General features: G+C 67.6%; 17 protein-coding genes. 7 read left to right on the top strand and 10 right to left on the bottom strand.

What is annotated here, in order from left to right; all coding sequences use genetic code 11:
* Positions 1-48 precede the first annotated feature (48 nt).
* The gene (locus tag ON32_RS13575; RefSeq protein WP_040791154.1) at positions 49-1014 is read right to left on the bottom strand and encodes a PAC2 family protein; all 966 of its coding nucleotides are present in this window, start codon (positions 1012-1014) and stop codon (positions 49-51) included.
* Between the two features lie 558 nt (positions 1015-1572).
* Here ON32_RS13575 and ON32_RS13565 point away from each other — a divergent pair.
* A complete protein-coding gene (locus ON32_RS13565) occupies positions 1573-2799 on the top strand; it encodes a DUF4192 domain-containing protein (RefSeq protein ID WP_157224183.1) in 1227 nt (408 codons plus the stop codon).
* A gap of 32 nt (positions 2800-2831) precedes the next feature.
* Here the strand turns inward: ON32_RS13565 and galE are convergent, their stop codons facing one another.
* Together galE and ON32_RS13555 are read right to left on the bottom strand one after the other, a co-directional pair.
* A complete protein-coding gene (galE, locus tag ON32_RS13560; RefSeq protein ID WP_040791152.1) occupies positions 2832-3812 on the bottom strand; it encodes a UDP-glucose 4-epimerase GalE in 981 nt (326 codons plus the stop codon).
* A gap of 3 nt (positions 3813-3815) precedes the next feature.
* Complete coding sequence (locus tag ON32_RS13555; RefSeq protein WP_040791151.1) at positions 3816-4502, bottom strand: iron-dependent transcriptional repressor DtxR; 687 nt, start codon at positions 4500-4502, stop codon at positions 3816-3818.
* A 182-nt stretch (positions 4503-4684) separates the two neighbouring features.
* Between ON32_RS13555 and ON32_RS13550 the strand changes: the two genes are divergently transcribed.
* A complete protein-coding gene (locus ON32_RS13550; RefSeq protein WP_051133198.1) occupies positions 4685-5947 on the top strand; it encodes an acetoin utilization protein AcuC in 1263 nt (420 codons plus the stop codon).
* Positions 5940-8612, top strand: coding sequence for a bifunctional acetate--CoA ligase family protein/GNAT family N-acetyltransferase (locus ON32_RS13545; protein WP_040791150.1), 2673 nt, complete (start codon positions 5940-5942; stop codon positions 8610-8612). The genes ON32_RS13550 and ON32_RS13545 overlap by 8 nt, the downstream gene beginning before the upstream one ends.
* Positions 8613-8727: 115 nt before the next feature.
* On the opposite strand, the gene ON32_RS13540 is transcribed toward ON32_RS13545, so the two are convergent.
* The 3 genes from ON32_RS13540 to ON32_RS13530 all read right to left on the bottom strand — a co-directional run bounded on the left by ON32_RS13540 (position 8728) and on the right by ON32_RS13530 (position 12000).
* Positions 8728-9696, bottom strand: coding sequence for a sigma-70 family RNA polymerase sigma factor (locus ON32_RS13540; RefSeq protein WP_040791149.1), 969 nt, complete (start codon positions 9694-9696; stop codon positions 8728-8730).
* A gap of 210 nt (positions 9697-9906) precedes the next feature.
* Positions 9907-11424, bottom strand: coding sequence for a DUF7782 domain-containing protein (locus ON32_RS13535; RefSeq protein ID WP_051133197.1), 1518 nt, complete (start codon positions 11422-11424; stop codon positions 9907-9909).
* A gap of 135 nt (positions 11425-11559) precedes the next feature.
* Positions 11560-12000, bottom strand: coding sequence for a DUF3099 domain-containing protein (locus tag ON32_RS13530; RefSeq protein ID WP_083874488.1), 441 nt, complete (start codon positions 11998-12000; stop codon positions 11560-11562).
* Between the two features lie 79 nt (positions 12001-12079).
* Here ON32_RS13530 and ON32_RS13525 point away from each other — a divergent pair, with 79 nt between their 5' ends.
* The gene (locus ON32_RS13525; RefSeq protein WP_040791148.1) at positions 12080-12313 is read left to right on the top strand and encodes a DUF3039 domain-containing protein; all 234 of its coding nucleotides are present in this window, start codon (positions 12080-12082) and stop codon (positions 12311-12313) included.
* 26 nt (positions 12314-12339) lie between these two features.
* Here ON32_RS13525 and ON32_RS13520 read toward each other — a convergent pair whose 3' ends face one another.
* Positions 12340-13524, bottom strand: coding sequence for a YihY/virulence factor BrkB family protein (locus ON32_RS13520; protein ID WP_083874444.1), 1185 nt, complete (start codon positions 13522-13524; stop codon positions 12340-12342).
* Between the two features lie 225 nt (positions 13525-13749).
* Here ON32_RS13520 and ON32_RS13515 point away from each other — a divergent pair, with 225 nt between their 5' ends.
* Complete coding sequence (locus ON32_RS13515) at positions 13750-15450, top strand: DEAD/DEAH box helicase (protein WP_051133196.1); 1701 nt, start codon at positions 13750-13752, stop codon at positions 15448-15450.
* An 85-nt stretch (positions 15451-15535) separates the two neighbouring features.
* On the opposite strand, the gene ON32_RS13510 is transcribed toward ON32_RS13515, so the two are convergent.
* Complete coding sequence (locus ON32_RS13510; protein ID WP_040791147.1) at positions 15536-16099, bottom strand: SWIM zinc finger-containing protein; 564 nt, start codon at positions 16097-16099, stop codon at positions 15536-15538.
* Positions 16096-17838: a DEAD/DEAH box helicase gene (locus tag ON32_RS13505; protein WP_040791146.1), complete on the bottom strand. Its 1743-nt coding sequence runs from the start codon at positions 17836-17838 to the stop codon at positions 16096-16098. Before ON32_RS13505 ends, ON32_RS13510 begins: the two co-directional genes overlap by 4 nt.
* Positions 17839-17997: 159 nt before the next feature.
* Here ON32_RS13505 and ON32_RS13500 point away from each other — a divergent pair, with 159 nt between their 5' ends.
* The gene (locus ON32_RS13500) at positions 17998-18738 is read left to right on the top strand and encodes a TetR/AcrR family transcriptional regulator (RefSeq protein WP_083874442.1); all 741 of its coding nucleotides are present in this window, start codon (positions 17998-18000) and stop codon (positions 18736-18738) included.
* Between the two features lie 113 nt (positions 18739-18851).
* Here the strand turns inward: ON32_RS13500 and ON32_RS30065 are convergent, their stop codons facing one another.
* Positions 18852-19046 carry a DUF7455 domain-containing protein gene (locus ON32_RS30065; RefSeq protein WP_040791145.1) on the bottom strand — a complete coding sequence of 65 codons (195 nt, stop codon included), beginning with the start codon at positions 19044-19046 and terminating at the stop codon, positions 18852-18854.
* A 275-nt stretch (positions 19047-19321) separates the two neighbouring features.
* Between ON32_RS30065 and ON32_RS13490 the strand changes: the two genes are divergently transcribed.
* Positions 19322-19681, top strand: coding sequence for a DUF952 domain-containing protein (locus tag ON32_RS13490; protein WP_040791144.1), 360 nt, complete (start codon positions 19322-19324; stop codon positions 19679-19681).
* Positions 19682-19758 lie beyond the last annotated feature (77 nt).

The following is a 19758-nucleotide window of genomic DNA, read 5'->3' as shown; positions in this document are numbered from 1 at the left end:
GACGCGGCCCCGGTCGGTGAGAACGCCCGGGGCCGAAGTCCGCGTCGATCAGCGCGGGTCGTCGTCACCCCGGAATCCGCCGGAACGGTCGTCGTCCCGGTAACCGCTCTGCTCGGCCAGGAAGCGTTCGAATTCCGCCCCCAGTTCCTCGCCCGTGGGCAGCTCGGATTCGCCGACCAGCAGGCCGACCCGACGTTCCTGCGCCGAGACGAATGTGTCGTACTGGCGTTCCAACGCCTGCACCACCATCTCCACCTCGGGGTTGCCCGCGATATGTTCGTTGACCTGTTCGCGTACCCGGGCCGCGGCCTCACCGAGCGCGGCGAGCGGCAGCTCCAACCCGGCGTTCTCGCCGACGTGCTCGAGCAGTGTCTGCGCCGCCTCCGGATACGAGGTCTGGGCCAGATAGTGCGGAACGTGCACGGAGAACCCGACGGATTCGTGTCCGTGTTGGGCCATCCGGAATTCCAGCAGCATGGACGCGCTGCCCGGCACCTGCAACTCGCCCGGCCAGGTCTGGCCGGACGGGATCAGCTCCCGGTTGGAGGAGTGGGCGGTCACCCCCAGTGGACGGGTATGCGGGATCGCCATCGGGATGGCACTGAGGCCGATACTGCGCCGCACCCCCAGCTGCTCGGCCAGCAAGCGCACCGCGGTGGTGAACTTCTCCCAGCGCAGATCCGGTTCGATACCGGCCAGCAGCAGGAAGGGAGTACCCGCGGTATCGCGCAGGGCCCACAGGTTCAGCTCGGGGTCGGCGTAATCGGAGAAATGATCGGTTTTGAACGTCATCAGCGGACGCCGTGAGCGGTAGTCGAGCAGCTCGTCGACGTCGAACGAGGCGACCAGCTCGCTTTCCAGGCTCTCGCGCAGGTGAGTGGTCGCCAGCCGGACGGCGTGACCGGCATCGGTATAGCCCTCGAGCCCGTGCACCAGGACCGGACCCGAGCCATCGGCGGACGACAGCTTCGGAGCGGGGAACTCCAGTTCGTACATTCGCGACTCGTAGTCCATCGCGTACTCCTTCCTACGCGGTTCGTCGGTCCGTCGGTAGCGGTCGGGTGGTGTGGGTCGCCCGCGGCCGCGCCGGAGCACGACGAACCAGAGTCCATTGTCCCCTATGCCGATGAACGGCCGGGGTATGGTACGGACATCGGCCTTGTGTATTGGCAACAGCCGTCGGGGTTCCCGAATTCCCCAAGCGTAACCGGATGGTTGCCGAGATGGTTGCGCGGTTTCCCGATGCCGGCGGTCGGTGCGTGTTCTGCGCCGCCACCGGGCAGGTGGAGGTCGGCGTCCGGCGCGGCGACGGAACGTGTTCCGAGACTTCGGTGCGCCGGCGGGACGAGAGCGATGGGTTTCCGGCGGATATCGCCGCGGGCGCGATTCGGGTCGGCGATCCCGGTGGTCTCGGAGCGATTCGGTTGTTGTCGGGATACCCGGGTCCGCTCGACGTGCCCGGAATCACCGTGGTCCATCGGCAGGTATTCACAGGCGGAAGTTCTCCACAGGTTTTCTTTTCTCCCAGGTCGCGTCGGTTCGATTCGCATCCTTCGCCTCCACGCTGGGAGCATGACTTCTTCGACGCATCGAGCTCGCTTCCCCGAGCCGCACATTCGTCCCGGGGTTTGCGGGACCGTCCCGCCCACCCGTCGATCGACCGGGATCATCCGGTGCGCGGAAGGCGGGGGCGGCCTTCCCGACCTGTGGGCCATTCGGGAGGGGTCGACGCGGCTCGGGGAACCGGGAGAACTCATCGCCGCGATCCCGGCCATGCTGGGATTCCGGCCGGAACGGTCCATGGTGCTCGCGGTGCTCGGTGCGGAGGCGGGGAATCCCGGCGGCGCGGTGATCGATCTCGTGGTCCGGTTCGATCTGGCGGAGCAACCGGCCGTACCGTCCACCGATACGGCGCCCACCGCCGCGGCGGCAGCCCGGGTATGCGCCCATCCCGGTGTGGTGGGTGTGCTGGTGGTGGTCGTCGACGACCGCCCGCCTCCCGCCGAACCGTCGGGTGGGGCGTCATATCCGGAGCTCGCCGAGTTGGCCCGGTTACTGGCGACCCACGGTGTGCCGATACGTGGCGCCTGGGCGGTCCCGGCCATCGAACCCGGTCGGACCTGGCGCAGTATGTGCGGCCCCCGACGGTGCGGACCGGTCCAGGATCCGGCGGCCTCACCGGTGGCGCTGAGCCATGTGCTCGATGGTCGGCCGATCCGCCGGGGCCGTACCGAATTGACCGCCCTGGTGGCCGTGGACACCGAACTGCGGGAGCGGATGGCCGTGGAAATCCCCGGAGCCACGGACCGGGCACACGAGCACTATGCCGCCGCGGCCCGCGCGGGCAACCCCCTCGGGTACAGTCGGCGCGCCCTGGAACAGGTGCTCTGGCAGATCTCGAATGTGGACTCGGGAGCGCGGTTGCCGCCTCGGGAACTGGCGGATATCGCGGTGGCGCTACGGGACCGGCGGGTACGCGACACCATGTTCGCAGTGGCCGCCACCGTGCACGCCGATGCCGCGGAACAGCTGTGGATCCGGCTGACCCGGGCCGCATCCGCGGGTGATCGAGCCGAATCGGCGGCCTTGCTCGGCTATTTCGCCTATGTCCGTGGTGACGGTCCGTTCGCGGGTATCGCCTTGGACATCGCCCTGGAGGCGGACCCGGACCATTCGATGGCGGTACTCCTGCATACCGCGCTGATATCGGGTATGCGCCCGGAACGACTACGAGAATTGGTCCGCTGCGGCCGGGAGACCGCAGCGGACCTGGGAATCGACCTGGGGCCCGAACAATGATCGTTCGGGCCCGGCGGTGTGAGGCGGCGATACTAGCGGGCGCTGTGGGCGCGCGCGCCGAGACCCGTCAGGTATTTCCAGGCGTCGGCGACGATCTCGTCGAGATCGTTGTGTTTCGGTTGCCAGCCGAGCTCGGCGATGGCGCGGTCGCTCGACGCGATGAGTACCGCCGGATCGCCGGCTCGCCGCGGAGCGTCCACGGCATTGATGGGACGGCCGGTCACTCGAGCGCAGGCCGAGATCACCTCGCGCACCGAGAAACCCGTACCGCTACCGAGATTGAATATGCGATGGACACCCGGTTCGGCACTGTCCAGGGCCAACAGATGCGCCTGGGCCAGATCCAGGATGTGGATGTAGTCGCGGATCGCCGTGCCGTCCGGGGTCGGCCAATCGGTGCCGAAAACCGAGATGGAGTCCCGATGTCCGGCGGCCACCTGCAATACCAGCGGTATGAGATGGGTTTCCACCACCCGGTTCTCGCCGAGGCCCGCGTAGGCGCCGGCCACATTGAAATAGCGCAGACTGGTTCCCGCCACACCGTGGGCGATCGCATACGAGGTGATCGCATGGTCGATCGCCAACTTCGAGGCGCCGTACGGATTGGTCGGTCGGGTCGGCGCATCCTCGGTGATGGGAACCTGTTCGGGTTCGCCGTATACCGCCGCGGTCGAGGAGAACACCAGGCGGCGGGTATCCGTTTCTCGCATGGCGTCCAGCAGCGCGAGAGTTTTCACCACATTGCCGTGCCAGTACTTCTCCGGCTGCTGCACCGATTCGCCGACCAGCGACTGCGCCGCGAAATGCAGTACTCCGTCGAAACGCTCGGCGCGCAGCAGCGCGGCCCCCTCCCGCGCTACATCTCCCTCGACGAATCGCGCCCCCTGCGGCACACCATCGGCATTGCCCGTCGACAGGTCGTCGACGACCACCACCTCGTGTCCCTGTTCCAACAGCACATACGCGCAGACCCCGCCGACATACCCGGCTCCGCCGGTAACCAGAAGCTTCATTCGTCAGGCCATCTTCACCTGGACGGCGTGGGCCATCTCCACGGGCAGTTCGAAGCCCTCGTGGCCGGGGACCGTGATCACCACCGTCCCCGGTTTGCTCTCCACCGTGACCCGGGCATCGGGAACCACACCTGCCTCGCGCAACCGGCCGATAACCGCCGGATCGGTCTGGATGTGCTCCGCCAATCGGCGCACCACCACCGCGTTCGGTTGTCCCTGCGGCAGCTCGGACAGGCGGACCAGCTTCTCCTCCTGCGACTCGGGCGGCATGATGCCCAATTCGTCCAGGCCGGGGATGGGGTTGCCATAGGGGGAGGTGGTGGGATGGTTGAGCACCTCGACGAGCCGGCGCTCGACCTCCTCGCTCATCACATGCTCCCAGCGACACGCCTCGGCATGGACGTTCTGCCAGTCCAGCCCGATGATGTCGACGAGCAGGCGCTCGGCGAGCCGATGCTTGCGCATCACGGCCACCGCCATGCTGCGCCCTTTCTCGGTCAGTTCGAGATGCCGGTCACCGGCGACCAGCAGCAATCCGTCCCGTTCCATCCGTGCCACTGTCTGGCTCACGGTCGGCCCGCTCTGCTCGAGGCGCTCCGCGATTCGGGCGCGCAGGGGCACCACGCCCTCTTCTTCGAGGTCGTAGATGGTTCGGAGATACATCTCCGTGGTATCGACCAGGTCCTTCACTGTTACCCCTTCGTCGGCCCGAATTCTACCCACGCGGCACCCTCTCCGATTCTCGGAGCGTGTCGCGTTGCCCGTGGGAAATCTTGTCGGCGCGCGGCCTGCCGCCGCGTTAGCACATACCAGTATTTCTACTGCATGACAACGTGGGACGGGTCCTCTACCTTCCCGCTAGCGTTGCGAGCATGGCCACCGCAGCATCCGAGGCGATCGATGCCTCCGAATCCGGGAGCACCGTCGTATGGACCGATCGCTTCCTGTCCTATACGTGGACGCTGGAGCATCCGATGAAACCGGCCCGGCTGCGGTACACCATGGAGCTGGCCCGCACCTTGGGTGTGCTCGACGGTGTCGAGCTGCTGTCGCCCGACCCGGCCGGCGCCGCCGACCTGTTGCGCATCCACAGCGCCGACTACATCGATGCGGTCCGGCAGGTGACCGATACACCCGATACGGAGCTCGCCGAGGTCTCGCGATACGGGCTCGGCTCGGTGGACAACCCGGTCTTCCCCGGTATGCACGAGGCGGCCTCGGTGATCGTCGGCGGCACGCTCGCAGCGGCCGAGGCGATCGCCACCGGACGCAGCCGACGAGCGGTGAGCATCGGCGGCGGTATGCATCACGCCATGCCGGCCGCCGCGGCGGGGTTCTGCGTGTACAACGATGTGGCGGTGGCCATATCGTGGTTGCTCGAGCAGGGGTTCGACCGGATCGCCTATATCGATATCGACGTGCACCACGGTGACGGTGTACAGCACGCCTTCTACGGTGATCCACGGGTGTTGACGCTCTCGATTCACCAGCATCCGGCGACCCTGTGGCCCAACACCGGTTGGCCGGAGGAGACCGGCAGCGGTGCGGGGGAGGGGACGGCGATCAATCTACCGGTGCTGCCCGGTACCCGAGATGCCCAGTGGCTCCGAGGTTTTCACGCGGTTGTGCCGAGTGCGGTCGCGGCCTTCCGGCCCCAGATCGTGATCAGCCAGTGCGGTGTGGACACTCATCGGGAGGACCCGCTGGCGGACCTGGAACTCAGTGTCGATTGTCAGCGGGCGGCGTTCGCGGCCATGCGGGATCTCGCCGACCGCTATGCCGAAGGACGGTGGCTGGCGGTCGGGGGCGGTGGTTACGGCCTGGTCCGGGTGGTGCCCCGGGCCTGGACCCATCTGCTGGCCACCGCTCTGGACCGTACGGTGGACCCGGCGACACCGATACCGCAGGACTGGATCGATCTGGTGACCGCGGAGGTCCCTCGGGTGCGTCCGCCGGAGACGATGGGAGACGGTGCCGATATCTCGTTTCGTCGGTGGGACGGTCCCGGGGGCGCCGTCGACACCGGCAACCCACATTTCGATCGAGCCCAGCACGCCATGGACCGAGCGGTGCTGGCCACCCGCCGGGCGTGTTTCGGCGCGCTCGGCCTGGACCCGGAGGATCCCCGTGACTGATCTCGAGGATTCGGACGCCGTCCCGCCGCCGCAGCACTGGTTCGCCGATGTGCTGGCCTCCGATGGTGGTGTGGTGCGGTTGCGGCCGATAACCCCGGACGACGCCGAGGAACTGCAACGATTCCACACCTCGCTCTCCGAACGTTCCCGCTACCTGCGCTACTTCGGGCCGTATCCGCGGATCTCGCCCAAGGAGCTGTATCGCTCCACCCATGTCGATCATCGCGACCGGGTGGGGTTGGTGATCGTATTGGGCGGGTCGATCATCGCCGTCGGCCGGTACGAATTGCTCGATCGTCCCGGACCCCGGGCCGCCGAGGTGGCGTTCGTGGTGGCCGACGAGCATCAGGGACGGGGACTGGGATCGATTCTGCTCGAACATCTGGCCGGCGCCGCCGCAGAGAACCGGATCGAGAAATTCGTCGCCGAGGTGTTGGCGGAGAACACCGTTATGGTCACCGTCTTCCGGGATGCCGGCTACCAGGTCGAACGCAGCCGGGACGGGTCGGTCCTGCATCTGGAGTTCGCCATCGACCCCACCGAGGCCCTGCTGTCGGTGCGGGACGCGCGGGAACGCGCCTCGGAGGCGCGCAGCGTCGGGAATCTGCTCGCGCCCGGTTCGGTGGCGGTGATCGGGGCGACACCCGATACGAGTCGAGTGGGTGGAGCGGTATTGGCCAATCTGCTGTCCGGGACATACCAGGGGCCGGTGTTCCCGGTGAATCCGAATCGCCGCTCGGTGCGCGGTGTGCGTGCCTACGCAACGGTTCGCGAGATACCGGACGAGGTGGATCTGGCCGTGGTCGCGGTTCCCGCCGAGGCCATCGGTTCGGTCCTCGACGATTGCATGGCCAAAGGGGTCAAGGGGCTGGTCGTGTTGACGGCCGGATTCGCCGAATCCGGGGTGACGGGCCGAGCGGCCGAGACCGAGCTGGTGGCCGCCGCCCGAGGCCACGGAATGCGGGTGGTGGGGCCCAGCGCGCTGGGGATAGCGAATACCGATCCGACGGTGGGATTGAACGCGACATTGGCGCCCGTCCTACCGGGACGGGGTCGGATCGGATTCTTCTGCCAGTCCGGACCACTGGGAGTGGCGATTCTCGCCGAGGCGGCCGCGCGGAACCTGGGGCTGTCGACCTTCGTCTCCGCCGGAAACCGTGCCGATGTCTCCGGTAACGATCTGTTGCAGTACTGGGATACCGACCCCGATACGGATGTGATCCTGCTGTATCTGGAAAGTTTCGGTAATCCCCGCAAGTTCTCCCGGATAGCGCGCCGGGTGGCCCGGTCCAAACCCATTGTGGCGGTGAGCACCGGGCGACTCACCACACGTGGTCGCCCGGACGGCGACCTGAACCGCTCGGTTGTGCGGGATCTGTTCGCCCAGGCGGGAATCGTGCAGGTGGACACGATCTCCGAGATGTTCGACTGCGCCGCTCTTCTGGGTTACCAACCGTTACCGCGCGGGCCTCGGGTGGCGGTGGTGGGCAATAGTGCGGCATTGAACTGGTTGGCGGTCGACGCCGCCCGGAGCGAGGGGCTGGTCGCTCGGGAGCCGGTGGATCTGGGGCCGGAGGCCACCCCATCGGCCTATCGTGAGGCGGTGGCCACGGCCCTGCGCGCCGACGAGGTGGATGCGCTGATCGTGGTGTTCGCGCCGCCGGTGCCGGTTCCGTCGACCGAATTCGCCGAGGCCATCCAGGCCGCGGAGGCGTTGGATCTCGCCGCGGAGAAACCGATATTGACGACGTTCGTCGCCGAGGAAGGTATCCCCGACCTGCTGACCATGCGGAAGGAGCGGGATTCCGCGGGCCGCGGGTCGATCCCCTCCTATCCCGATCCGGAACGGGCGGCGCGGGCTCTGGGCCGGGTGTACCGCTACGCCGAATGGCGGAAGAAACCGATGTCGCCCGTGGCCACGGCCCGCCCGGACGGTATCGATGCCGAGCACGCCCGAGAACTGGTGTCGCGGTGGATGGCCGGCACGCCGGAAGGCCGGCGGTTGACGGATACGGAGACCGTGATCCTGCTCGACTGCTATGGCATATCGGTGGTGGAATTCCGGGCGGTGCGCGATGCCGAGGAGGCGGTGCAGGCCGCCGAGGAGCTCGGATACCCGGTCGCGGCCAAAGCGGCCAGCGACAACTGGCGACGCCGGCCGGACCTGAGCTGGGTGCGGCTGGATCTGTGGCGACCGGAGGCGGTCCGGCAGGCCTATCACGATCTGACCGAACTCTGCGGGGATCCGCTGCTGCACATCCAGCGGATGGCGCCCAGGGGGGTCGGCTGTGTGGTGAAGGTGCAAGACGACCCGGCCTTCGGTTCGGTGATCGAATTCGGTCTGTCCGGATTGATCATCGAGCTACTGGGCGACCGCGCCTACCGCGCGCTTCCGCTGTCCCCGGACGAGGCCGCCGCCCTGATCGATGCGCCCCGTGCCGCGCCGTTGCTCAACGGAACACCGGCCAGTCCGCGGGTGGACAAGAACGCTCTCATCGAGTTGGCGCAGCGGATATCGGCCATGTTCGACGATTTGCCGGAATTACGGGAGCTGGCCTGCGAACCGGTTCTGGCCGCCCCGGACACCGCGGCGATTCTGTATGCCCGGGCTCGCATCGGCCCACAGCCGAGCCGGTTCGACAATGGTCCGCGTCGTCTCGGCTAGCGGTGCTCGGTCGTCGGGTCGGGAAAACGTCGACCGGAACCGTGCGCGATGAGGGAACCGCACGGTTCCGGTCGGAGTGCGGTGACCCGATGGCCACCGTGGCAGTGTGTGCCGATCAGCTGGCGTAGGCGCGCAGACGATCGGCGCGCTCGCCCTTGCGGAGCTTGGCCATGACCTCGCGCTCGATCTGACGCACCCGCTCCCGGGATAGACCGAAGAGTTTGCCGATCTGGTCGAGGGTGCGCGGCTGACCGTCGTCGAGGCCATAGCGCAATCGGATGACCTGCTGTTCCCGCTCGTCGAGGGTATTGAGCACATTGCGCACATCGCGGTGCAGCAGACCGGCGATCACGGCGCTCTCGGCCGAGGTGGCCTCGGAGTCCTCGATGAAATCGCCCAGCGGTGCCTCTTCGTCGTTACCGACCGGCATATCCAGGCTCACCGGATCGCGACTGTGGTCGAGCAGATCGGCGATCTTCTCCACCGGAATCCCCGATTCGGCGGCCAGTTCCTCGTCGGTGGCCTCGCGGCCGAGCTGCTGATGCAGTTCACGCTTGATCCGCGCCAGCTTGTTGACCTGCTCCACCAGGTGTACCGGGAGCCGGATGGTGCGGCTCTGATCGGCCATACCGCGGGTAATGGCCTGGCGGATCCACCAGGTGGCATAGGTGGAGAACTTGAAGCCCTTGGTGTAGTCGAACTTCTCCATCGCGCGGATGAGGCCGAGATTGCCCTCCTGGATCAGGTCCAGCAGCGGCATACCGCGTCCGGTGTAACGCTTGGCCAGCGAGACGACCAGACGCAGATTGGCCTCCAGGAGATGCGAGCGGGCGATCTGCCCATCGCGGACGACGGCGGCGAGATCGCGCTTACGTGCTGCCGACAGGCGCTTGCCGGTCTCCAACAGGTGTTGCGCGTAGAGGCCCGCCTCGATGCGCTTGGCCAGCTCCACCTCGTCGGCGGCCGTGAGCAGCGCGGTACGGCCGATACCATTGAGGTACACGCGTACCAGGTCGGCTGCGGGGCTCTGGGCGTCGAGGTCCGAATCGCTGGGGCGCACACGAGTTGTGGCGGGGCTTGTCATGACTTGCCTCCTGTCGGTGGTGTCTCACTCCGAACAACGGACCCGACATAGGGAAAGTTCCCTCGGCGGGTGGGAGTAAACCGCTCTGAACTGCGGTTTTCTCCGACCGGTTCTGAGAAGTTCCTGAGAACGACGCTGGACGGAGCCGGCGTTACCCGAACGTGACACCCGAGGGTCGGTGACCCGGCCCCGAATCGGGTGGAGAGGAGGTCATACGGGCCGGATCAACCCGTGTCGTACCAATCCTGTGACCACCGCGAGCACATCGGTCGCGAGATCCTGCGGCACACCGTCCGATCCGTGGGCGAGCGTCAGCAATTCGAGTAGTTCGTACAACGTCAGCCCGTCCGGACGCATTCCGGCCAACAGTGAGACCGTTGTCTCATCCACCTCGTGCTGCCAGCGTGGACCATCCCCACGATGGAGCCGCGTGACCTGCCGCGCCCACCCGTCGGATCCGGGCAGGTACACCCGCTCCAGAGCGGTCGCCGGTTCGACGCGATACCGGGACGACCAGGCCAGACCGGGGTCGGCGGCGACGGTCCGCAACCAGGCGGACCGTTCGAAATAGGCGATCGCCTCGTCGCCGAGCGGATCGTCGAACCCGTGGGTGAGGTCCTCGGCCAACAGCTCGGTGGGTCCCTCGATGGCGCGTAGATAGACGAACCCGAACCCCACCCCGTCGACCCCGGCCTGTTCGAAGGCCGTCAGCCACTCGTCGGCCCGTCGGCCGGCGTCCTCGGTGCGCGGGTCCATGCCGGCATCGCGCAGCCAGGTGCCCACATAGAGTGCCGGATCGGCGATATCGCGCTGCACCACCCATGCGTCGATACCGTGAGCGGGCAGCCAGCGGGACACCCGCGCGCGCCAGTCCTCGCCGTCCCGATGCACCCAGGACGCCAATAGGGCCGCGGTCCCGCCGGGCGCGAGAAACTCGGGCGCCCGAGAGATCACCAGTTCACTCGCTCCGTCGAGCGCCAGACCCGAATCCCGATAGGTGTGCTCCACCCGGGCCGGACCGACGACGAACGGCGGATTGGCCACCACCTGGTCGAAACGCCGTCCGGCGACCGGCTCGAACCAGGGGCCCTGCGCCGGCTCCACATCGATCTCGTTGAGGGCGGCGGTCGCCTCCGCCAGCCACAGCGCGCGGGGATTGATATCGGTTGCCGTGATCCGATCGGCATAGGAGGCGGCGTGCACCGCCTGGACACCGCAGCCGGTGCCCAGATCGAGAACCGAGCCCACCGGCCGCGTCGGGGTTGCGCGCAACAGCGACAGCGAGGCGTGCCCGACACCGAGGACGTGCTCGGTGGCCAGGGTGCGCGGGCGCATCGAGTCGTCGAGATCGGACAGGATCCAGCGGGTGCCCGCCCCGACGTCGAGCGGCCGCAGATCCAGTGCCGCGCGAATATCCGATCCGTCCCGCTCCAACAGACCCGCCGCGATCGCCGATTCGAGGTCGACCGGGGCCAGAGCCGGCGCGACCTGATGGTCGGGCAGCGCGTCGCCGAGCAGGAACAATCGGATCAGGGTGCCCAGTTCACCCGCGGCCCGTGCGGCCCGGCGAACCGGTACGGGTTCCGATCGTCCCAGGGCGGCGTGGATCTCCGGTCCCAATGCCTCCAGCAGGGTATCGGCCTCGTATCCCACTCGGATGAGCGCGGCCCGCAGATCCGGGCACAGGGCGGTGAGCAGGGAGCCGGTCGTGGTTCGGTTCGTGGGCACACGGTTACTCTGCCACCGTGACCGAGATGGTCGGGATTCGGCTCCCGCGGCGATTCCCGCCGGTCGGGCGGGTTTCGGCGCGGTCGAATTCTCGGCTTCGCCCCGTTCACTTGATGTCCGTGCGCGCTGGAACGCCTATTCGGACCCGTCCTTCGCGCTCCCCTCGACGATATTGCGCGGGGTCGCTTCGACGGCTCGATGCGGTCGATCCCAGCGGCTGGGTTCGTCCTTGCGCCGTGGTGGGCGGTCGTTGGCGATCAGGACCGCGATCCAGGGCAGGGGAACGGAGGCGAGGATGATCAGGATGGCCAGCAGGCCGCTGCCGAAGGTGCTGTAGGCGATCGCGGCCAGGACCAGGCACGGGATGCGGAAGGCCATGATGATGGTGTAGCGGCGTACCCGGGCGCGGCGTTGGTCGTCCAGCGACGGTGCCGCCTCGGTGATCAACACCGGGTGTTTGGCGTCGTTACCGGGGAAGTAACCACGGGATCGGTGCGGTCGGGAGGTCTCTGTCACATCCGGGCGTACCTGGTCGGCCCTGTTGTCGGCGTCCGGAGCGTCGCCGTGCTGTTGCATACCCCGAGTCTTCCACTCCCGGCGTGCGCGTGCCATATAGGGGGTCGGCGGCCGAGCGTCGATACGGCATCATGGAAGGGTGAGCACTGATACCCTTGTTCGCCCGGATACGACCACCGACGAGACGACAGGCGATGACACCCCGAAGTTCTTCCACTATGTGAAGAAGGACAAGATCGCCGAGAGTGCCGTCATGGGTACCCACGTGGTGGCGCTGTGCGGTGAGGTGTTCCCGGTGACACGTTCACCGAAGCCGGGTTCGCCGGTCTGCCCCGAGTGTAAGAAGGTTTACGACCAGCTCCGTAGGGACTGAGGTCGTCCACCCGTCGAGCCACTGCCTCACCCACGTCCGCTTTCGCGGAGGATGGGATGGGTGCCCATCACTGCGGTTCCGTGGTCTTCGGGAGCGTCCGGTCCTGCCTCGGACCGGATTCGCCCCGAACCGACCGCTCGGGACGACTGTCCACTCTCATCTCGCCTGTCGGTCTCGTCGGTGGCTCGAGGGGCCGGTGGCGTCCGGCTCTCGTCGTCGCCTGTATCGGTACCGGCGGTCGTACCGTGCTTCCGGGCCTGCCGCTCGGCCCACCAGGCCTTGAGCTGTTCCATCCTGGTGGCCCGGGCAGGCCAGAACTCCTGGACGGCGGCATTGAACTCCGCGCCGAGAATCACGGCGAACCCCAGGAAGAACGTGAACAGCAGGAAGGCTATCGGGGTCGCGAGCGCGCCGTAGCTGATACCGGTGCGGGTGACCCAGCCGAGATAGCGCCGCAGCCCCTCACTGGCCGCCAGGAAGAACACCGCCGCCAGCAATGCGCCACCGAACAGGCGGTGATAGGGCAGTGACCGGTGCAGCGCCAGTTTGTACAACGCGGTCAGGCCCACGATCAGCAGCAGCCCCACCCCCGGGTAGTAGAACGCGTCGATCAGCCGCAACCCCGGTTCCCGCCAGCTGTCCGGTAGTACGTGGCCCACGAGCACCGGTCCCAGCGCGATGATCGGCAGGAGGAACACCGCGGCCACTACGAATTGCACGTACAGCAGCAGCGCGAAGATGCGCTGCCAGACCGGGTGCCGGGCATCCTGCTGGCCGTGCGCCGCCACGATGGCGTCGACGAAGGTGGCCATGGCCGACGATCCGGCCCACAGCGACATGACGAAACCGACCGAGACGAAGGCGGCCCGCCCCTGACCCAGCACATCGCGCACGGTCGGTTCGATGAGATCGGTGACCACGCTCCGACTGAACAGACCACGGCTGAAGGTGATGATCTTCGACTCCACGATCTCCACCGTGTCCGGTCCGAACAATCCACCCACGTAACCGAGGCTGCCGAGGACACCGAGCAGCAGCGGCGCCAGCGACATCGTCTGCCAGAACGCGGCCGCTGCGGACTGGGCGAAAATCGAATCGTCCCAGCATTTGACGGCAACACGAGCGATGAGTCGAGTGCTTTGGGTATAGATACGCGCACCCCGCGAGAGACCCGGCGGGGCCGTATCGATATCGGGCCGTTTGCTGCACATGGTGCCTCAAGCATTGCGCACTCGGGTGGCCTATGTGAGACGGCCTCGGCATCGGCGTCGGAATCACAGGTCGTTGCCGGTTGTGACGCAGATCGCGCGCCACGCGTCGATGTGGCACCACACCGAAGTCGGCGGCTAGTGTTCTCTTCCGTGACTGTGTCGGACGGTGCCACTGCGAGAGAGGGAGTTCCGGGGGGAGCGGCAGCGGGAGCGTCGGGCGCACCATTGCGCGCCTGGCAGCGACGAGCGCTCACCAAATATCTGGCCACCAAACCGCGCGATTTCCTGGCCGTGGCCACCCCGGGAGCGGGTAAGACCACCTTCGCGTTGCGGGTCGCCGCGGAATTGCTCGCCGACCGCACGGTGGACCAGATCACCGTGGTCGCCCCCACCGAACACCTCAAACACCAGTGGGCGCAGTCCGCGGCCCGGCTGGGGATCGCTCTCGACTCCCGGTTCTCCAACAGCACCGGTGGTACCTCGGGCGACTATCACGGGGTCGCGGTCACCTACGCGCAGGTCGCCGCTCACCCGTTCCGACACCGGGTGCGCACCGAGAACCGACGCACCCTGGTGATCCTGGACGAGATCCACCATGCCGGCGACGCCAAGAGCTGGGGTGACGCCGTGGCCGAGGCCTTCGGCGACGCCACCCGCCGGCTGGCGTTGACCGGTACCCCGTTCCGCAGCGACGACAGCCAGATCCCGTTCGTCACCTACGAGCCGGACGAGGCGGGTCTGCCCCGATCCCGCGCCGATCACACATACGGTTACGCCGAGGCCCTCGCCGACGGCGTGGTGCGGCCGGTGGTGTTCCTCGCCTACTCCGGTGAGGCGCATTGGCGCGACAGCGCGGGTGAGGAATATTCGGCCCGGCTGGGCGAGCCCTTGAATGCGGAACAGACCGCGCGGGCCTGGCGAACGGCACTCGACCCGAACGGCGACTGGATGTCGGCGGTGCTGCGGGCCGCCGATACCCGGCTGGGGCAGTTACGCGCCGGCGGTATGCCCGATGCGGGTGGTCTGGTGATCGCCACCGATCAGGAACGCGCCCGTGCCTATGCCGAACTGCTGGAACACCTCACCGGCACCCCGCCCGTGCTGGTGCTGTCCGACGATCCGACCTCGTCGAACCGGATCGCCGAGTTCAGTGCCGGGACCCAGCCGTGGATGGTCGCGGTGCGTATGGTGTCCGAGGGTGTCGACGTGCCGCGCCTGGCGGTCGGGGTCTATGCCACCAGCGCCGCCACCCCGCTGTATTTCGCCCAGGCCATCGGGCGTTTCGTTCGCGCCCGCCGACCGGGGGAGACCGCGAGCGTCTTCCTGCCGTCGGTGCCGGTGCTCCTCGATCTGGCCGCCCAGCTCGAGGTGCAGCGCGACCATGTGATCGGCAAACCGCACCGGGAGAAGAACGGCCTCGACGACGAGCTGATCACCCAGGCGAACAAACAGCAGGACGAACCGGGCCAGGACGAGAAGCCGTTCGTGGCGTTGGCTGCCGACGCCGAGCTCGATCGGGTGATCTACGACGGCTCCTCTTTCGGCACCGCGACCTTCGCGGGCAGTGAGGAAGAAGCCGACTACCTCGGTATCCCGGGTCTGCTCGACGCCGAACAGATGCGCGCGCTGCTGCGTGAACGCCAGGCCCGTCAGCTCGCCGAACGATCCAAGGCCGGCGCCGAGAGCGCGCCCTCGCCCGACCCCGGCTCGCGGGTGGCGTCATCGGCCGAACGCGTCGCCGCGGCGGACCGACTGGGAGAGCTGCGGCGTGAACTCAACAGCCTCGTCGCCATGCATCACCATCGCACCGGGAAACCGCACGGTGTGATCCACGGCGAACTGCGGCGCCAGTGTGGTGGTCCACCGACCGCTCTGGCCACGGCCGAGCAGTTGGGGGAGCGGATCGCCGCATTGCGGCGGATGTAGCGGTGGACAGCGGCGGGGACAGCCCTGCGGAAGCCGCTGCGCCCGGTGCCGACAAGTGTTCACCAGACGTGGTGATGCGGCATGCTCACGATGGCGGCGGATCGAAGAAACTCGCCGGGTCGAGGGTGTTGATGGGCAACCGGCGGACGATGTCACCGGCGCCGGTCTCGTCGACCACCTCGGCCGGGGTGGTCCCATAGCCCTGGATCTCCAGGGAGAGGCGCGGGTTCTCGTCGACGTGTCGTGCCATCGCGTAGCAGGTGGCCAGGACGTGCACACAGCGTGGGGTGCGCGCCGAACAGGAGCAGTCGGTGGCCACGAGGACCGGTGCCGGATGCGCTCCCGCGGTGACGGCCGCGCGGTGCATATCGTCGGTGAGCACGATAGGCGTGGGTGGGATGATCGTGGCCAGCGCGGTGAGTGCCGTATGCGACAGTGGGGCGAACTCGAGATGGGCGATCGAGGCCTGTCCGCCGCGATGGATGTGCGCGCGTACGATACGGCCCTCGATATCCGTCCGGACACCGTTGTGGCGGGCGATGCTGCGCGCCCGCGGCAGCAGCGGGTCGGGTCGGGTCTGTCGTAGCGGTTCGGCCAGCCGCACCCAGTCCATACCCCACGGCGTATAGCCGAATTCGTTGTCGGTCATCGGTCTTCCCGTTTACGGCGCAGGATTGCGAGGAGTTGGTCGTCGTCGAGCCGGGCCAGTTCGGCGATACCGCCGGTATCGCCGAGATCGGTGAGCGCCGATTTGCGCCGCTGCATGGTCGCGATGTGCTCTTCGACCGTGGTGGCGGAGGTGAGCGTGGTGACGGTGACCGTGCGGGTCTGCCCGATCCGGTGTGCCCGGTCGGTGGCCTGTGCTTCCACGGCGGGGTTCCACCAGCGGTCGAAGTGGACGACATCGGCCGCGCGGGTGAGGGTGAGCCCGGTGCCGCCGGCTCGCAGGCTCAGGATCAGCACCGGCGGCCCGTCGGGTGCCTGGAATTCCCGGACGATCTCGGCGCGTTCGGCCGAGGAGAGTCCACCGTGGAAGAACGGCGCGGTAATGCCGAACCGTTCGGCCAGGAGGCGGGTCAGCAGCTCGCCGGTGCCACGATATTGGGTGAACACGAGTGTCGGCGCGCCGGTTTCCAGATTGTTCGCGAGGATATCGGCGCACAGATCGAATTTGCCCGATCGGCCGGCCAGATCCGTCAGGTCGCCGGTGACCAGCCCGGGATGGTTGCACACCTGTTTGAGTGCGGTGAGCGCCGCCAGCACCCGGGACTGTCGTTGCACCCCCGCGCCGAAGCCCTCGTCGGCGGCCCGTTCGAGCAATTCGTCGTAGAGCCGCTCCTGTTCCGGAGTCAGATCGCAGAGCAGGTCGGTGTGAATCTTCGGTGGCAGCGAGGCGGCCACCTGTGCCTTGCGCCGCGCCAACACCACCGGTTCGATGGCATCGCGCAGCCGCGCGGCCGCGGCGGCGGATCCCTCCTGGATGGGTCGGGCGTAGCGGCGACGGAACTGGGCGCGGTGGCCGAACAGGCGCGGGGCGACCAGGTTCAGCAGCGCCCAAAGTTCTTCGAGATGGTTCTCCACGGGGGTTCCGGTGAGGGCCACGGTCGCCGTGGCCCGGAGCGCTCGGGCCGCCTTGGACACCTGGGTGCGCGGATTCTTCAGGGCCTGTGCCTCGTCGAAGACGGCCGTGGCCCAGTCGACCGCGGCGAGGTCCGCACCGTGCAGCCGCAGCGTCGGATAGCCGGTGACGATCACGGTTGTCCGCTCCGCGGCGAGATCGCCGCCGCGCCAGGCGTGCGGCCGCAACCCCGGAGCGAATCGTTCGATTTCGTACACCCAGTTACCGACCAATGAAGTGGGACACACCACCAGCTGTGGTCCGGTCTGCGCGCGGCCCAGCAGGAATCCGATGGTCTGGACGGTTTTCCCCAGGCCCATCTCGTCGGCGAGGATCGCGCCGCCGTGGCGGGCGGTGGTCTCGCGCAGCCAGCCGATACCGCGTGCCTGATAGGGGCGCAGTTCGGCGATCAGACCAGCGCGGAGTTCAGCGGCGACGGCCGCGGTGTCGTGCAGGACCGCCAGCGCGTGCGGACCCGCGAGTATCGAGGTTCCGGTGGCGTCGGGCACGGCGTGGGCGGCCGGTGGTAGCGATATCCGCTCGCCGTCGAGTGCGCGGCGCCAGGCGTGGACCGAGGGGCCGGGGTCGTCGAGGGGGGCGCCGGCGAAGTCGGCGGGTTCCAGCAGGGCGCATTCGATATCGGCGACGGCGACGGTGGAGCCCTTCCCGATGACGTGGCGTGGAATTGCCAGTTCGATGGTGGTGCCGAGCCCGACCGTGCGTGGTGGACGCCCGGGTGCGTGACCGGTCCATGTCCATATCGCGAACATGTGCCGGTCCGGGAGGTAGGTGGCCTGAGTGGTGGGCAGTGTGCACCCCTAGAATCGTCGTATGGCGTACGGAGTATCGGAACAACGTACACCGTACCGACTTTGTTCCCCCGGTGCCGGTATACGCCGGACGGGTCCTCGTGCAGCCGAAGGAGTCCGATGACCGATCCGACCGCCGAACGGGCGCGCATCCTGTTGCACCTACTGTGGCGACACGAACTACCGCCCCGCGTCGGTGGACGCGGACCCAAACAGACGGTCAGCGTGGACGAGGTGGTGGCTGCCGCGATCCGGTTGGCCGATCGGGACGGCTACGACAAGGTCTCGGTGCGTGCCGTCGCAGCGGAGCTCGGCCTGCGGCCGATGAGCCTGTACACCTATGTGCCGAGCAAGGACGCCCTCGCCGTGCTCATGGTCGATGCCGTTACCGACGAGGACGAACCGATCCCGCCCGAACTGCCCGCCCGGGACCGACTGGCCGCGATCGCGCGACAGATCAGGAACGAACTGCTCACCCACCCCTGGCTGCTCGACATATCGCCGTGGCGACTGGTGCTCGGGCCGGGGCGTATGCGGCGCTACGAACGTCATCTGGCGGCCGTGGACGGGCTGGGGCTCGACGATGTGCACATGGACCGGGTGATTGCGGTGCTGTCGGAATTTGCCACCGGTAATGCCCGGATGGCGCTCGCGGCGAGGCGCGAGACCCGCCAGGTATCGGATGCCCACTGGTGGGCGGCGCACGGGCCGCTGCTGAGTCGGCTCATGCCCGCCGAGGAGTTCCCCCTGGCGGCCCGCGTCGGTGCCGCGGTCGGCGAGTTGTATCGGGCTCCCGGCGATCCGGATGGTGATTTCGAGTACGGCCTGGAACGCCTGTTGGACGGCATCCTGGCCGAATGAGGCCCGCGGCGGACGACCTGGGGGTCGTCCGCCGCGGGAGGCGTATTCAACTGTCTGTTCTGTTGTTCGATGTTTCTGTTGTTCGATGTTGTTGTGTCGGACGCGAGGACGGGTCAGATCGCGGGAGCGGATTCCGTGTCGATCACGGCATCGAGCTCACGGAGCCGATCCATATGTTCGTTCGCGTGGTGCTGGCAGAAGAGCAACTCGCCACCTGCGGGCAGAACGGCACGCACACGAGCAGCCGCGCCGCAACGATCACAACGATCAACCGCGGTCAGTGGGGTGCTGGTCAGGGTTCCTGGCATGACTCCTCCGTCCTGGCTCCCGGCACACAAACCGTTCACCTGGTGTGGGGCCCGTGGTCACTCCGCGGGCTCGCTTCCGCTGCTTCCCAGCAGGGGTATGACTACTCTGTCAGACGTTCGGGACGGGGGCTTTGTTCCCCTTTGGGAAACAATGTGTTTTCCCTAACACGACCAGCGGTTTTCGCTCTCGGCGAAAACTTCTCGTCGGCTCTGGAAAACGGCTTGCAACACCCTTTCGAACAGACCGATCCAAGTTGTCTATCGGGAGATTACCCGTGTCCACCGACACTCACACCCTGGTTCATCTGTGTTCGGCCGCGGAATGGCGAATCGCACAGGAGACCGGCGCACACCGGCCCCCGTCGCTGACCACCGAGGGCTTCGTCCACCTGTCCGCGCCTCGGCAGGTTCATCTGCCCGCCAACCGGTTGTTCCGTGGTCGTCGTGATCTGGTGCTGCTGCGGCTGGATCCCACCCGCCTGGACGCCGTGGTGCGTTGGGAGCCGGGCGTTCCGGGTGACGATCCGCACATGCGTTTCCCCCATCTGTACGGACCGCTGCCGGCTGCCGCCGTGATCGCGGTCGAGGACTACCGTCCCGGCCCGGACGGCACATTCGCGCCCCTGTCCGGTTGAGCGGAGGGCGGGCCGGCGTCACCGTCGACGGCTCCGGCGCGGCCGAACCCGGACCGTGTGCTCGCGCTCGGTGAAAC

Source organism: Nocardia paucivorans NBRC 100373 (assembly GCF_000308675.1).
Taxonomy (GTDB): domain Bacteria; phylum Actinomycetota; class Actinomycetes; order Mycobacteriales; family Mycobacteriaceae; genus Nocardia; species Nocardia paucivorans.
Note: the sequence above shows the minus strand (reverse complement) of the source record. Positions and strands in the feature narration are given on the sequence as shown.

Coding starts and splice junctions, on each gene's coding strand:
- ON32_RS13575 (WP_040791154.1), bottom strand. CDS start 1,014: ATGGACTACGAGTCGCGAATGTACGAACTGGAGTTCCCCGCTCCGAAG.
- ON32_RS13565 (WP_157224183.1), top strand. CDS start 1,573: ATGACTTCTTCGACGCATCGAGCTCGCTTCCCCGAGCCGCACATTCGT.
- galE (WP_040791152.1), bottom strand. CDS start 3,812: ATGAAGCTTCTGGTTACCGGCGGAGCCGGGTATGTCGGCGGGGTCTGC.
- ON32_RS13550 (WP_051133198.1), top strand. CDS start 4,685: ATGGCCACCGCAGCATCCGAGGCGATCGATGCCTCCGAATCCGGGAGC.
- ON32_RS13540 (WP_040791149.1), bottom strand. CDS start 9,696: ATGACAAGCCCCGCCACAACTCGTGTGCGCCCCAGCGATTCGGACCTC.
- ON32_RS13530 (WP_083874488.1), bottom strand. CDS start 12,000: ATGCAACAGCACGGCGACGCTCCGGACGCCGACAACAGGGCCGACCAG.
- ON32_RS13520 (WP_083874444.1), bottom strand. CDS start 13,524: ATGTGCAGCAAACGGCCCGATATCGATACGGCCCCGCCGGGTCTCTCG.
- ON32_RS13510 (WP_040791147.1), bottom strand. CDS start 16,099: ATGACCGACAACGAATTCGGCTATACGCCGTGGGGTATGGACTGGGTG.
- ON32_RS13505 (WP_040791146.1), bottom strand. CDS start 17,838: ATGTTCGCGATATGGACATGGACCGGTCACGCACCCGGGCGTCCACCA.
- ON32_RS13500 (WP_083874442.1), top strand. CDS start 17,998: ATGACCGATCCGACCGCCGAACGGGCGCGCATCCTGTTGCACCTACTG.
- ON32_RS30065 (WP_040791145.1), bottom strand. CDS start 19,046: ATGCCAGGAACCCTGACCAGCACCCCACTGACCGCGGTTGATCGTTGT.